This is a genomic window from Streptomyces sp. NPDC003038 (genome assembly GCF_040611115.1).
In the GTDB taxonomy this organism is placed as follows: domain Bacteria; phylum Actinomycetota; class Actinomycetes; order Streptomycetales; family Streptomycetaceae; genus Streptomyces.
In genome coordinates this window covers 162,157-174,783 of record NZ_JBEXNN010000001.1, presented here as the reverse complement: position 1 = coordinate 174,783, position 12,627 = coordinate 162,157, and the positions used below count along the sequence as shown (strand labels likewise).

Annotated in this window: 13 protein-coding genes and 1 tRNA gene; 6 read left to right on the top strand and 8 right to left on the bottom strand. The window is 70.3% G+C overall.

Going from position 1 to position 12,627, the window contains the following annotated elements:
• Positions 1–6: 6 nt before the first annotated feature.
• Complete coding sequence (locus ABZX75_RS00765) at positions 7–1,251, bottom strand: hypothetical protein (protein WP_355406346.1); 1,245 nt, start codon at positions 1,249–1,251, stop codon at positions 7–9.
• A 102-nt stretch (positions 1,252–1,353) separates the two neighbouring features.
• Between ABZX75_RS00765 and ABZX75_RS00760 the strand changes: the two genes are divergently transcribed.
• Positions 1,354–1,428, top strand: a tRNA-Val gene (locus tag ABZX75_RS00760).
• A gap of 1,676 nt (positions 1,429–3,104) precedes the next feature.
• Here ABZX75_RS00760 and ABZX75_RS00755 read toward each other — a convergent pair.
• Complete coding sequence (locus ABZX75_RS00755) at positions 3,105–3,317, bottom strand: hypothetical protein (RefSeq protein ID WP_355406344.1); 213 nt, start codon at positions 3,315–3,317, stop codon at positions 3,105–3,107.
• 798 nt (positions 3,318–4,115) lie between these two features.
• Here ABZX75_RS00755 and ABZX75_RS00750 point away from each other — a divergent pair.
• The 3 genes from ABZX75_RS00750 (at position 4,116) to ABZX75_RS00740 (ending at position 5,620) form a co-directional block, all read left to right on the top strand.
• Entirely contained in the window at positions 4,116–4,361 is a 246-nt protein-coding gene (locus ABZX75_RS00750) for a hypothetical protein (RefSeq protein WP_355406342.1), read from the top strand.
• A gap of 380 nt (positions 4,362–4,741) precedes the next feature.
• Positions 4,742–5,377, top strand: a complete 636-nt coding sequence (locus tag ABZX75_RS00745; protein WP_355406340.1) for a hypothetical protein — start codon at positions 4,742–4,744, stop codon at positions 5,375–5,377.
• A 15-nt stretch (positions 5,378–5,392) separates the two neighbouring features.
• Positions 5,393–5,620, top strand: a complete 228-nt coding sequence (locus ABZX75_RS00740; protein WP_355406338.1) for a DUF2277 domain-containing protein — start codon at positions 5,393–5,395, stop codon at positions 5,618–5,620.
• A gap of 38 nt (positions 5,621–5,658) precedes the next feature.
• Here ABZX75_RS00740 and ABZX75_RS00735 read toward each other — a convergent pair whose 3' ends face one another.
• From ABZX75_RS00735 to ABZX75_RS00720, 4 genes are all read right to left on the bottom strand, one after another.
• The gene (locus ABZX75_RS00735; protein ID WP_355406336.1) at positions 5,659–6,165 is read right to left on the bottom strand and encodes a hypothetical protein; all 507 of its coding nucleotides are present in this window, start codon (positions 6,163–6,165) and stop codon (positions 5,659–5,661) included.
• Positions 6,166–6,324: 159 nt separating this feature from the next.
• Positions 6,325–6,957 carry a VTT domain-containing protein gene (locus tag ABZX75_RS00730; RefSeq protein ID WP_355406334.1) on the bottom strand — a complete coding sequence of 211 codons (633 nt, stop codon included), beginning with the start codon at positions 6,955–6,957 and terminating at the stop codon, positions 6,325–6,327.
• A 244-nt stretch (positions 6,958–7,201) separates the two neighbouring features.
• The gene (locus ABZX75_RS00725) at positions 7,202–8,863 is read right to left on the bottom strand and encodes an alkaline phosphatase D family protein (protein WP_355406332.1); all 1,662 of its coding nucleotides are present in this window, start codon (positions 8,861–8,863) and stop codon (positions 7,202–7,204) included.
• 88 nt (positions 8,864–8,951) lie between these two features.
• Complete coding sequence (locus ABZX75_RS00720) at positions 8,952–9,605, bottom strand: HNH endonuclease family protein (RefSeq protein WP_355406330.1); 654 nt, start codon at positions 9,603–9,605, stop codon at positions 8,952–8,954.
• 555 nt (positions 9,606–10,160) lie between these two features.
• Here ABZX75_RS00720 and ABZX75_RS00715 point away from each other — a divergent pair.
• Complete coding sequence (locus ABZX75_RS00715) at positions 10,161–10,742, top strand: TMEM165/GDT1 family protein (RefSeq protein ID WP_355406328.1); 582 nt, start codon at positions 10,161–10,163, stop codon at positions 10,740–10,742.
• A 304-nt stretch (positions 10,743–11,046) separates the two neighbouring features.
• On the top strand, positions 11,047–11,568 hold the full coding sequence (locus tag ABZX75_RS00710) for a DinB family protein (RefSeq protein WP_355407000.1): 522 nt from the start codon (positions 11,047–11,049) through the stop codon (positions 11,566–11,568).
• Positions 11,569–11,626: 58 nt separating this feature from the next.
• Here the strand turns inward: ABZX75_RS00710 and ABZX75_RS00705 are convergent, their stop codons facing one another.
• Both ABZX75_RS00705 and ABZX75_RS00700 read right to left on the bottom strand, forming a co-directional pair.
• Positions 11,627–12,322 (bottom strand): HAD-IA family hydrolase, encoded by a 696-nt coding sequence (locus ABZX75_RS00705; RefSeq protein WP_355406326.1) that lies wholly within the window; start codon positions 12,320–12,322, stop codon positions 11,627–11,629.
• A 131-nt stretch (positions 12,323–12,453) separates the two neighbouring features.
• Complete coding sequence (locus ABZX75_RS00700; RefSeq protein WP_355406324.1) at positions 12,454–12,627, bottom strand: peptidoglycan-binding domain-containing protein; 174 nt, start codon at positions 12,625–12,627, stop codon at positions 12,454–12,456.

Here is a 12,627-nt window from a genome sequence, read left to right as displayed (position 1 = left end):
GACAAGTCAGCCGTGCCCGAGCTGCTCCCGGATGTCGGTCACCACCCGGTTCACTGACGCCCGGACGCCCTCCATCTCCTGGATGAACGCCCAGTAGTCCGGGTGGCGCACGTCCAGCCCGGCCAACGCCCGGTTCATGCGCGCGACCGACTCGTCCAGCGGTCGCGCGTGCCGCGGATCAGGCACACTGCGGCCGGCCATCGCCAGCCGCTGCGCATCCCGGATCGCGAACCGGGTCCGCTCCACCTCCGCCTTGGGATCCCGCGCCACCGCCTCCAGCCGCGTCAGCCGGTCCTGCGCTGCCGACACCGCCTCGTCGACGGCGTCCAGCGAAGTCCGCACCGCCTCGATCAGCGTCCCTACGTCGGCCCAGCGCTGCTCCTCGCGCGCCCGGGCAGCGTCCCGCAGCCTCTCCTCGGCCCGCGCGACCTCCCGTACGGCCTCGTCCGGGACCTGCTGAAGGTCCTGCCAGCACGCCGCACTGAAACGCCGGCGCAGCTCACTGAGGACCGGATCCACCCGGTCCGCCCGGTTGCGCAGCGCCTGCGCCCGCGTCCGCAGGCTCACCAGCCGCCGGTCGATCTCCGCGGCCCGCTCCGGCAGCCGGACCGCCTCCACCCGTATGGCCTCGGCGTCCCGCAGGATCCGGTCCGCGCGCTGCACGGTCGCCTGCACTCCGTGCAGCCCGGCACCCTGATTCAGCTTGGTCAGCTCCGGCCCCAGAGCCGCCAGCCGCGCGGCCAGGTCATCGGCCCGCATCCCCTCGGCCCGTACGGCGTCCAGCGCGTCACTCGCCGCCAGCAGCGCGGCCTTGGCCCGCTCCCGCGCCGGAGCCACCCGTGCGAGCTGCGTCTCGGCCTTGTCCAGCAACGGCTGCAGCCCCTGCGCGAACCGGTCCAGCTCCGCCTGCACCCGCACGAGCTCGTCCCGCGCCCGGGTCAGCTGCTGCGTGGCCCGCGCGGCGACCGACGCGTCCAGCTCGGGGCGGTCCAGATCGTGCGCGTCGACCGCCTCGATGTAGACGTGGCTGACCTGATCGATCCGCTGCCCGAGCGCGGTGAAGCCCGCGCCCACCTGCCGCGCGGCGGGCGATCCGTCCGCCGCGGCGATGGTCTCGACCGAGATCCGCAGATCCCGCTGTGCGGTGTCCAACGCGTAGAACGCCGCCGCGGCGGCATCCTTCGCCGCCTGGGCATCCGCCCGCCGACTCTCGTCCCGCCCACCGAACCAACGCCGGGATGCCGTTGTCACAATGCCTCTCCCGTACCGCGTCCGCCATGCCCCGGTCCATTCTCCCCCGGAACGGGTTTGCATGGGGGGTGTGCCCCCCATGTAGGCTGTCGACTCGTCCACGGGTGTGTAGCTCAGGGGTAGAGCGCTGCTCTTACAAAGCAGATGTCGGCGGTTCGAAACCGTCCACGCCCACCAGTAGGAAGTAGCAGGTGAAAGCCTGTTTTGGCCCCCTAGTCGCAATCGGCTAGGGGGCTTTCCCCGTCTCGGGAGGCCACTACGAGTCCACATCCCCCGGGCCTCGCCTAGGCCACCACCCATTGCGGGGGCCACGACTGGCAGATCATCGGGTTAAGAGTGTGATGGGCCGGATGAGCCTGGCCTGATCTGTGAGCCGCCTGTCAGGGCGATGCCTCCGGCGGGGGCGCTCTGACTTTGGGACGCGGGGGCCAGTCGTGCGGCTGCGGCTGAGTTGTGGTTTGGGGTGCGGGCTGTCATCCCGTCTGCCGCCGACCCAGGCAAGCCTTTAGCAGACCAGCCATCAGGGGACCAGGTCGTTCGTCCAGCAGGGCGCTCCACCTGGGCCCCAGAAGCCTGCCACCTATCACTCCGTGTGGGTGGACGACAGACGGGATGACAGCAGGAGCGCACTGTGACTGGCGCGACCGATAAGGCGCGGCTGGCCGCGATTACGCCCCTCAAACCACTGACTTACAGACGACTCTCTGATCAGGAGGCCTGGGCCCACAAGGCAGAGACGAGGCCATCTCTAGAGAGTGGATATGCGGATTATAGGGGGATAGCTGTATCGGCAGTGGCTGTGATTCAACGGCTCGCTGTTCCATAGGAGAAGCAGTTTGTTTCACGTATGGAACGAGGGCGATGAACTAGCAGGTCAGAGCTGCGTAAGTCACTTACGTGGCTCTAACCGTGCCGAGAGTCGCCATAGGCGCGCGGGTCTCTCGCAGGTACGCAAAAGGAGCCGATCGAAATCCTGCGGACACGGCTGACCAAACGAAGGCCCCGCCCGGTCTACCAAGACTCTACGGACGGGGCCTCGGGCATCACCCCAGATGGGAGACGCCTGAGAAAGGAGACATGGAGCAACACGCCGTCCCTGAGCCTCAGCGTAGTAATCAACCGGCAAGTGGGGCCAGCGCCATCGCTCTGCTAATGGTTGGCGTCGGTACGCTCTTTACGGGACTGGGAGCGATCATCACCACTATCCGCTGAGTCCGCCGTACAGCAGCGCAGTACCGCAACCGCAGCAACCGGCATCGTCCTGAAGCGTCCCTCCGGGGCCATGAAGTGGCCGGAATGGCCAGCACCGCCCGCTCTGGCTAGAGGCACGGATTAGAAGGCTGACCGTGCCAGACGCGTGCCAGGTAAGGCGGAGAACAGTGGTCAGTGGCAGGTACCAGCGAGAGCCCTCGGGTTCCCCCTGGCATCCGTTTCCGCTGGGCACCGGCCGGACGGTGTGGGCAGAATCAGTGATTCCCAAGCTCAGGGCGCTGGGTGCGGCCGGTGGAGACAAGTGCTCCGGGTGGATGATCTGGAGCCGCACTGGCTCGCCGGCTTGTCATTTGCGCAGATCACCCAGCCCTGGTGGGAGCCACCGGCACGACATAAGCGGCGAGGTGACGATCAGCGTTTTTTGGTCTTCCTCTTCTGTGGTGGGGTCCACTCGCCTCGATGTGTTTGGCAACGGGAGTAGCCGATCATCGCGGGATTCCGGCACGGTTTGCCGGTCTTGGTCTTAGTCGACCCACACTTGACTTGAAAGCCCATTTGCTCTCCTTGATCAGGTTCCGGCCTTAACTACCGCTTCCGCCACCAAAGGAGCCGGGGGGACCCAGCAGCGCCGAGTACAACGCTTAGGCCGAGCGGCGCTCGCCGGGCAGAGACAGCGCTTGGTGGTGGTGCCAAAGCAGATAGCGGTTGGCCTGGAGCTCTGCCTCTCCCCATTCCAGGCGCATCACACCGCGGTCCATCGAGCAGGCGTAGGCGAGGAGCACGACACGGGTTTCCGGGCCGAGCTGGTCCAGGTCGCTGTGGAACTCCTCCGCGTAGAGCTCGTCTAGCCCCAAGTCGAACTCGCCTTGCAAGGACTCTGGCCCATACCGCCGGAGAAGATCGGCTCGCAGCCCCACGGCGCGACGGAGGCGTGCCTCAGTCACTGCGACGTCCGTCTTGGCGTAGCGGAACGGATAGAGGACTTGTCCCGCAATCACGACCACGCTTCGTCCTTGGAGGCGAATCGTCGCGGAGCCGGGAACATGGGCCAGGCCGCTCGCCAACTCCTCGTACTGAACGGCGTGCAGACCGTGCCCATACGCCTCAAGTGTCTGGGTGTGAACACCTTGGTGGCCGTTACGCGCTCGCTCATGAGCCCGCATGATGCACGGCGGTATCAGGCTCCGGAGCGGCGCGGCCAGATCCCCGAACGTTCGGAGTGCCCACTCCGATCCTGACCCTGCTTCCCCCATACCGCTCCCACCTCGCACTCGTGGCACTGTCAGAGGCAACCTTCAGCATCTTCGACGGTGGCTGGGCCTTCGGGGAACTGCGAGAGCGCACGCGGGGGGCAGCGATGCAGGTGCCAGGCGCAATGCCACCACCCGCCTCGCGGCCTATTCGTGAAGAGCGAGACCGAGAGCGGGGCGGGGATGCCCCCTAAGCGTGAGACCACACGGGGCCTCCGGAAAGCCGTGTGTGGATTGACACCGTCCGGTCTCTGGTGCTCCACCCGTTCGGAGCGAATCCGGTACGACCGCCTGATCGCGCTCGACACCGGACCCCGCAGGACGCTGACCAAGCCGCTTCACCTACCGACAAGTTCCAAATCAGAGGAGCTCGCATCGACGGTCGGAAGTAGGGTGGCGCTCATGAGCACGCGACCGACCTGCCCACGCTGTCAGGACTGGATCCATCAGTACCGCTTCAAGAGTGATGGAGCCGCGTTCTCGCTGTGCAAGGAGTGCGACGCCTTCTGGTGGCCGCACGCCAGGACGGATATCGCCAACGCACTCTTCCTCGACGATGTGGTGGCCGCACGACTGGGGGAAGAGGGCAACCCCTGGACCGCCCGCGTGTGGGCCGACGTGATCGAGCCCGTGACGGGCGCCAGCTGACATTGAGAGGCGACATCAACGACGGCGGACAGGAGCGGCGGCCGACGACCCTCAAGGGAGCTCTGGTCCCCGGCCAGGGGCGCCGGAGGGTAGTCCGGGCGAGCTTACAAAGCAGATGTCGGCGGTTCGAAACCGTCCACGCCCACCAGCACGAAGACCCCTCGCCGATCACGGCGGGGGGTCTTCTGCATGGGTCGTGGGGTGCGGTCAGGCGTTGGGACGCTTGCCGTGGTTGGACTTCTTCTTCTTGCGGGCGCGACGCTTGTTCCCTCGCTTGGCCATCTGGACAACTCCCTCATTCGGGGATCTTTCATGCCTTCGCCAGTCTAGATTCGGCCCAGGAGGTCCGCATCAGCGGTCGGCGTGGGATCGTCGGGAGCATGGGCGAGTGGCTCCTGTCGGGTGGGGTGGTCGCGGTGCTGGTCGCGGCTGTGGTGGTGCTGGAACGGGCCGCTGGGGCCGGGTTCGAGCGGAGGCGGGCCGAGGCGCGGGCGCGCATGCTCGCGCAGGTCGCCGGGCCCGCGGCGACGGGCGCGGTCGACTCATCGGATCCGAAGTACGCGGACGTCGGCGGCATCCGGCCGACGGCGGAAGCGGGCGACCGGCGGGACGACTTCACGCCGATCCTCGTGGAGTACTACGCCTACGGGCTGACCCAGGCGCGGAGCAGTTTCGCGACCAGCCAGATATTCGCCGGCTTCGGGGCGGCGATCCTCCTCTTCGGGGTGGGGCTCGCCGTATGGAAGGCCGAGAGCAGTGGAGACCTGTATCTGGGGGTCGTCACCAGTTCGGTGGGCCTGGTCGTGGTCCTGGTCGGGCAGCTGTTCCACCGGCGCGCCGACATCGCGCTCAAGCACATGGCCGACCAGACCGCCTCGCTGCGCGACGACCGGCGGGCCGCCGAGACGACGCAGCAGGCCATTGGGCTGCTCGACGAGGTCGCGGACCCAGTGCTGCGGGCTCGGCTCCAGGCCGGGCTGATCATGAAACTGTCCGGGGCCGAGCTGCCCGGGTAGCGGGATAGTAGGAGTATGTGCCGCTCCATTAAGACCCTGCGCCCGCCCGCCATCCCCGAGAAGGCCACGGAGGAGGAGATCCGCGCCGCAGCCCTGCAGTACGTACGGAAGGTCTCCGGATTCCGGGTGCCCGCCGCGCACAACCGCGAGGTGTTCGAGGCAGCCGTGGACGCCGTTGCCGAGGCCACCCGGATGCTGCTCGACGGGGTACGCGTACGGGGGCAGGCCGAGCCCGCCGCGTGACGGCGCGGGCGGCGCGCGGGATCGGCGGTCGCCGCTGCTCAGGCGGAGCGGCGGCGCAGCAGCCACACCCCGGCTCCGAGCGCGCCCGCGACAAGGGTGCCGCCGACCGCGATCTGACCCGTGTTCATCGAACCGACGCTGCCACCCGTACCGCCGCGCGCGCCGCCCGGGGTGACGTGCAGTGAGACGGTGACGCGCTGGCCGCCGGGGCCGCCGCACTCGAAGGTGACGCGGTGCGTGCCCGGGTTGGCGTTGCGGAAGACGGTGGCGCTGCCGAAGAGGTTGGTGGCCTCCAGATTGCCCGGGGTCAGGCGTACGTCGCCGAAGGCGCTGGACGAGGCCCTGCCGGTCTTGGTGCCGCAGCCCATGACGTTGAGGCTGACCCGGCCGCCTGGGGCGACGGTGCTGGGGGAGACGGTGGCGGAGGGGCCGGCGTAGGCGACTGTGGCGGGAGTGGCGGCGGCGACGATGAGGGTCGCGGCCGCGACGGTCATGAGGCGGCGCTGCATGGCGTGCGGCTGGGCTTGCGGCTCGGCGTGCGGCATGGAGAGAACTCCTCGGGCTCCTCGAAACGGCGCGGCCAGGGCACGGATGTGACGCGGATTCGGTTGCGCACCGTGTTGTGACGTTAGGAGCCCGGCGCCGCGGCGGCGATCGGGGCCGGGTGAACGGGTGAGTCGTTGCTCCGCCCGGGGGAGGTCCTGCTACGCCGCCGGAGCCGCCGCCACCGGGACGGGGCGGCGGATGACGAAGGCGGCCAGGGCGCCCGCGGCGAAGAGGGCGATGAGGGAGAGCGCGGTGCCGAGCCACTGGGTGCCGAGCCACTGGGTGCCGAAATAGCCGAGGGCCACGCTGTAACCGGCCCAGGCCATGCCCGCCAGCACCGACCAGGGCAGGAACTCCATCACCTTGCGGTGCGTCTTGCCCGCGCCCAGGGACACCACCGAGCGGCCCGCCGGGGCGAAGCGGGCGATCACCACCAGGGCGCCGCCGCCGCGCGCCAGGGCGGTGCCCAGGCGTTCCTGGGCCCGCGTCAGCCGACGGGAACGGGCGATGGCCCGGTCCAGCCGCGCTCCACCGCGCCGGGCCAGCCGGTACGCGGCCATGTCACCCAGCACCGAGGCCGTCGTGGCGATCACGAGCAGGGCCAGGATGTCCGGCACCGGGGCGGGAACCGGCACCGGTCCGGCCGCCCCGGCGGCCGCAGCGGCCGCCGCAGCGGTGATCACGAGGACCCCGCTCGGCAGCACCGGCAGGAAGACGTCGAGCACGACGGACAGCGCCACCACGGCGTAGATCCATGGGCTCGTGGTCAGCGACCCCAGAGTCTCAAACAAGGCGGGACTCCCCAGTCCGGTTGACGTGCTGCGGCATGAAGCGCCGCGACGTCGCGGGGAGCGGCAGGAGCGGCTGACAGCCATACAGCGTACGCCTGACGTTCGTACCCCGGACACGCGGGGCCGCCCCCCGGCCACGGTGTGTCAGGTCCCTTGCGCCACACCGCCCGACGGTGTCAGGTCGGCCGCGCCCCCTGCCGCCCCGCGCCGCACTGCCTCGCCCCGTCACCTACGCCCCGGCACGTCACTGCGCCCCGGTGAGGTCACGGTCCAGCACGGTCACCAACCGGGCCGCCCCCTTCCGCTCCTTGCGCGCCTGGTCCAGCCGCAGCCGGGCGGTCCGGCCCGCCAGCGCCAGCGTCATCAGCTGATTCCCGAACCACGGCCCACCCGTACGCCGCCAGCTGACCGGCGGCCGGCCCGTCCGCCCGTGCCGGGAGAAGCCGCGCCCCAGCCACCGCCCCGTCCGCGACCAGCCCAGCCGGAAGCCCAGCTTCACCGCGGTATGGATGGAGTTGTGCACCGGCGAACACGTCAGCTGGAACAGCCGCGCCGTACTGGGTATTCGAGGCTCGGCCACATACGCGTGATGCACGTCCCCCGACAGCACGAGTACAGTCGCCGGCGCCCGCGGCCCCGTCCCCACCTCCTCGATCAGATCGGTGAGCGCCGCGAACGAGGCCGGGAACGCCGCCCAGTGCTCCAGATCGCTGCGACGGCGCAGATTCTCCCCGATCCGCGCCCATCGCGGCCCCCTCTCACCACGGCACAGCGCGGCATTCCACGTCTCGGCGTCGTGGACCAGCGGCGGCAGCAGCCACGGCAGTGAGGACCCGATCAGCAGGTGGTCGTAACCCCCGCGCCCCGCGAGCGCGTTCTCCCTGAGCCACTCCTGCTCCGCCGGGTCGAGCATCGCCCGCCCGTCCTCCGCCAGCACCCGCCCGGCCCGCGTGTCCACCATCAGCAGCCGGGCCCGTCCGAAGTCGCGCCGGTAGCTCCAGCGCACCGTGCCCGGATCGGCATCCGCCCTGGCCGCGAACGCGCGCAGCGCGTCCGTACCGTCCGGGGTCTCCCGGACCGACCCGTACAGCCCGTCGGCTTCCAACTCCGCGGGCGAGAGATTGCCCAGGTGCTGGTACACCCAGTACGACATCAGCCCGCTGAGTATCCGCTCCTGCCACCACGGCGTCGCCCGCATCTCCGCCAGCCACGCCGCGCTCGTGTTCCAGTCGTCGATGACGTCGTGGTCGTCGAATATGTGCAGGCTCGACACGGTCGACAGCAGCCAGCGGATCTCCGGATCGAGCCAGGACTCGTAGTAGAGCCGGGTGTACTCCTCGTAGTCCGCGACCTGGGCTCCGGGAGGGTCCCGCAGATCCCGCCGGGCCGCGAGCCACTGCCGGGTCTCCCGGGACAGCGCGTCCGCGTACACCTGGTCGCCGAGCAGCAGCAGGACGTCCGGGCGCACCGCCTCCGGCTCGGCGGCCAGCCGCGCCGCGAGGGTGTCGAGCGCGTCCGGGCCGTGCGGCCCGTGCCGGCCGGCGGGCGGCGCGGCCTGACGGCAGGAGCCGAAGGTGACGCGCAGCTCGGGCCCGGGGCGCCCGGCGCCCCTCACGGCCGGTGTGCTGATCGTGCTCGGCGGGAAGCCGCTGTCGCGCAGCGGCCATACGCGCACGCCGTCGAGCAGCACCTCATACGCCGTGGTGGCGCCCGGAGTCAGGCCGGTCACCGGTACCAACGCGTAGTGGTGCCCGGCTATCTGGAAGGTGCGCACGCTGCCTCCCGCCCCGTCGGCACACCGCACCTCGGCCGTGCACGGACGGTCCGCCTCCACCCATATGGTGGCCGAACCGCCCGTGTCCCAGTCGACATAGCGCAGCAGTGGTCCCAGACGCAATCCGGCCATGCGACTCCCCCTCCTCGTAGCCCCTGCGATCACGGTACGACGGGGTGGGGGAGCCGCGCCTCCCCCTGGCGGGGGAAAGATCGGCCGGTCAGCAGCCGTTCAGGACGTTCACCAGGGCCGTCTTCTCGCTTGAGTCCATGCTCAGGCCCCAGTACTGCTTCACGTGGACCCACATGCGGGCGTAGGTACAGCGGTAGGCGGTCCGCGACGGCAGCCACTCGGCGGGGTCGAGGTCGCTCTTGGCCTGGTTGACGTCGTCGGTGACCGCGATGAGCTGAGGGCGGGACAGGTCGTTGGCGAACTGCTGGCGCTTGGTGGTGGTCCAGGAGTTGGCGCCGGAGCGCCAGGCCTCGGCGAGCGCGACGACGTGGTCGATGTCCAGGTCGGAGGCGGCGGTCCAGGTGGCGCCGTCGTACTCGGAGTACCAGCTTCCGCTGACCGCGGCGCAGGCGGAGTCCTGGACGACGTTCACGCCGTCCCGCTTGAGGACGGTCTCGCGGGTGTTGCAGGTGCCGGAGACGGTGCTCCAGTGCGGGAACAGGTCGCGGCTGTAGCCGGTGCTGGACCCTTCCGCCTTCGGCGTGACCGTTGCCAGGTAGGAGCGGGCGGACGCGGCACTGATGGGGGTCGGCGGTGCGGCCTGAGCGGTCGGAGCGTTGACGAGGGAGGTGAGCGAGGCGAGCGCTGCTGCTGACGCGAGCACGCCAATGCGACGCGCGTAGACGCTGGATATGAGTGCCATGAGGGGCTCCCTTGATGCGGGGGGTGTGGCCGTGCGGCCCCGGCGGGCCGCGGCCATGGTGTCGGCGCCAGGTTTCGCGGGGATGGGCGCCAGGTGACAGCCTGGCGACATGAGCACGTCACATCAAGCCCGCAAGGACCCCTGATTATGCGGACGTTGAGATTCCGTAGGGGTGTGAACGGGCTGGGGCCGCGGGACGGCTGCCGTGCGCGGCGCCGTATCGGTGCCGGTCCGGCGCCGATACGGCCGGATCCGGCGGGACCAAGGACCTATTTCGGGCGCCCGCGGGCCTCGCGTACTCTGTACCGAGCAGAAGGGGAGTAGCTCTTCGCCGGACCGTCGACATACTGCTGGGTCACACCAGCCGGCGCCCGGAGGCAGGCCGCGGACAGCGGTCGGCCAGCGAGACCTTCGGCCGCAGTGTCCTGTTCACGCGTAGGCGCGTTTGTGCGCGCACACGCAAGCCGGGACGCCGCCGAGCCGAAGCGACCCCTGATCCACCCCAGGTCTCTCGGTACCGCTGGCGTCCTGCCCGACCGATCGAGGTTTCACCCCGTGTTCAGCTTCAGCGTCACGGCGATCGCCTTCGGCGTCGTCTTCCTCGCCGAGCTCCCCGACAAGACGGCCCTCGCCGGCCTGATGCTCGGCACCCGCTACCGCGCCTCATACGTCTTCGCGGGCGTCGCCGCCGCCTTCGCCGTGCACGTCGCGCTCGCCATCGCGGCCGGCAGCGTACTCACCCTGCTCCCGCACCGGCTCGTCCAAGCCGTCGTCGGCGTCCTCTTCCTCGCGGGTGCGGCCATGCTGCTCCTGAAGAAGGACGACGACGGTGAAGAGGTCAAGCCGCCCGCCGACCAGTCCTTCTGGAAGGTCTCCGGGGCCGGCTTCATGCTGATCCTGGTGGCCGAGTTCGGTGATCTCACCCAGATCATGACGGCCAACCTCGCCGCCCGGTACGACAATCCCGTCTCCGTCGGCATCGGCGCCGTGCTGGCCCTGTGGGCGGTCGCGGCCATCGGCATCCTGGGCGGACGCACCCTGATGAAGTACGTGCCGCTGCGCCTGATCACGAAGATCGCGGCCGCGGTGATGGCGGCGCTGGCCGTCTTCTCGCTGTACGAGGCGATCGCGGGCTGACCGGGCTGACCGGGCTGACCGGGCTGACCGGGCTGACCGGGCCGGGCAGGGTCGTACGGGCCGAGCCGGCTGCGGCGCCGGAGGGAGGCCGACAGGGCCGTCCTCCCTGGCAGAGGGCGGCAGAGGGCAGGGGGAGGCGGACGAGGCGGCGGGAGCCGGGCGGAATTTCCGTTGCGGGGAGGCCGGCGTACGGTGCACGCTCGCGGGCGTGACCACCACCACCGGCTCAGCCGCCTCCCCCTCCGTGCCCGACTCGGATGCCGATCCCGCCGTGACGCCCGACCGGCGCTTCGCCTGGTCGAACATGTTCCTCCACCCCGACGAGGACACCCGCAGTGACGGCGGCTTCCAGGGCGAGCGGGCCGTACTCGTCGGCTACCTGCGCGACCAGCGGCTGACGCTGGAGATGAAGTGCGCGGGCCTGGACGCGCAGGCCCTCGCGCGGCGCTCCGTCGAGCCGTCGAACCTGTCCTTGCTGGGCCTCGTACGCCACCTCGCGGGCGTGGAGCAGTACTGGTTCCGGCATGTCATGGCGGGCCAGGAGGTACGTCGGCACTTTCGCTCGCAGGGCGACCCGGCCGGGGACTTCAACGGGGCGGAGGCCGACCCGGCGGTGGTGGCAGAGGCCTGGGCCACCTGGCGGGCCGAGGTCGCCTTCGCGGAACAGCTCGTCGCCGAGGCCCCCGGCCTCGATGTCACCGGCGACGACGGCGGGGAGCCGATGGAACTGCGCGAGGTGCTGGTCCACATGATCGAGGAGTACGCCCGCCACAACGGCCACGCCGACTTCCTGCGCGAGCGCGTCGACGGCCGGGTCGGACAGTAACCCCTAGACCCGCTTCCGGTTTCGAGTTCAGGCCGGGGCGGCGGAGCCGTGCGCGTTCTCAGGCGGCGGACTGGACGGTGACGTGGATCGACCCGTCGGCAGCGGATGTGACGCGCAGGGCCGTCAGGTCCGGGACGTGGGCCGTGGGGGCGTGGGCGGCGGCGCGGGGGCCGACGCCGATCACCCGCATGCCCGCGGCCTGACCGGCGGCGATGCCCGCGGCCGAGTCCTCGAAGACGATGCAGTCGGCGGGGTCCACACCCAGCGCGGCGGCGCCCTTGAGGAACCCCTCGGGGTGCGGCTTGCTGGCCTGGACGGACTCGGCCGTGACCCGCACCCCGGGCATCGGCAGGGAGGCGGCGTCCATCCGGACCGCGGCCAGGGCCGCGTCGGCGGAGGTGACCAGGGCGTGCGGCAGCCCGTCGATCGCCGCCATGAACTCCGGGGCACCCGCGACGGGGACCACGCCGTCGGTGTCGGCGGTCTCGCGGGCGAGCATCACCGCGTTCTCCGCGTGGTTCACCTCCATCGGGCGGTCCGGCAGGAGGACGGCCATGGTGGCGTAGCCCTGGCGGCCGTGGACCACCTTGAGGGCCTCCTGCGGATCGAGCCCGTGGGACACCGCCCAGTCGCGCCAGCAGCGCTCGACCACCGCGTCGGAGTTGACGAGGGTGCCGTCCATGTCCAGCAGCAGGGCCTTGGCGGTGAGGACGACGGGTGCGGTGGTGGCGGTGGTGGGGGTGCTGGCCGGCATCGGCGGGGCTCCAGACGGGCGGGAAAAGAGAACAAGTGGTTCCGCCCACCGGTCAGGGAGTGAAGGCGGAACCACTTTGTTTCTACACGATACAAAAGGTGGGTGGTCCGCGCCACCACGGGAGGTGTGGCCTATCCCTCCAAGGCCTTGCGGGTCACCGGTCCGTAGACGCCCCACTCCTCCGAGTCGATGCCGTTGTTGTACTGGAACGTCGACACCGCCTCCTCCACCTTCCAGTCGAACCGTCCGTGGATCTTGCCCTGGTACAGGCCACGCGCGGCCAGCAGCCGCTGCAGTTTCTCCAC

What these genes read in the sequence shown, in the direction of transcription:
- ABZX75_RS00750 (WP_355406342.1), top strand. Translation starts at nt 4,116, where the DNA reads ATGAGCACGCGACCGACCTGCCCACGCTGTCAGGACTGGATCCATCAG.
- ABZX75_RS00745 (WP_355406340.1), top strand. Translation starts at nt 4,742, where the DNA reads ATGGGCGAGTGGCTCCTGTCGGGTGGGGTGGTCGCGGTGCTGGTCGCG.
- ABZX75_RS00740 (WP_355406338.1), top strand. Translation starts at nt 5,393, where the DNA reads ATGTGCCGCTCCATTAAGACCCTGCGCCCGCCCGCCATCCCCGAGAAG.
- ABZX75_RS00735 (WP_355406336.1), bottom strand. Translation starts at nt 6,165, where the DNA reads ATGCCGCACGCCGAGCCGCAAGCCCAGCCGCACGCCATGCAGCGCCGC.
- ABZX75_RS00725 (WP_355406332.1), bottom strand. Translation starts at nt 8,863, where the DNA reads ATGGCCGGATTGCGTCTGGGACCACTGCTGCGCTATGTCGACTGGGAC.
- ABZX75_RS00720 (WP_355406330.1), bottom strand. Translation starts at nt 9,605, where the DNA reads ATGGCACTCATATCCAGCGTCTACGCGCGTCGCATTGGCGTGCTCGCG.
- ABZX75_RS00710 (WP_355407000.1), top strand. Translation starts at nt 11,047, where the DNA reads ATGTTCCTCCACCCCGACGAGGACACCCGCAGTGACGGCGGCTTCCAG.
- ABZX75_RS00705 (WP_355406326.1), bottom strand. Translation starts at nt 12,322, where the DNA reads ATGCCGGCCAGCACCCCCACCACCGCCACCACCGCACCCGTCGTCCTC.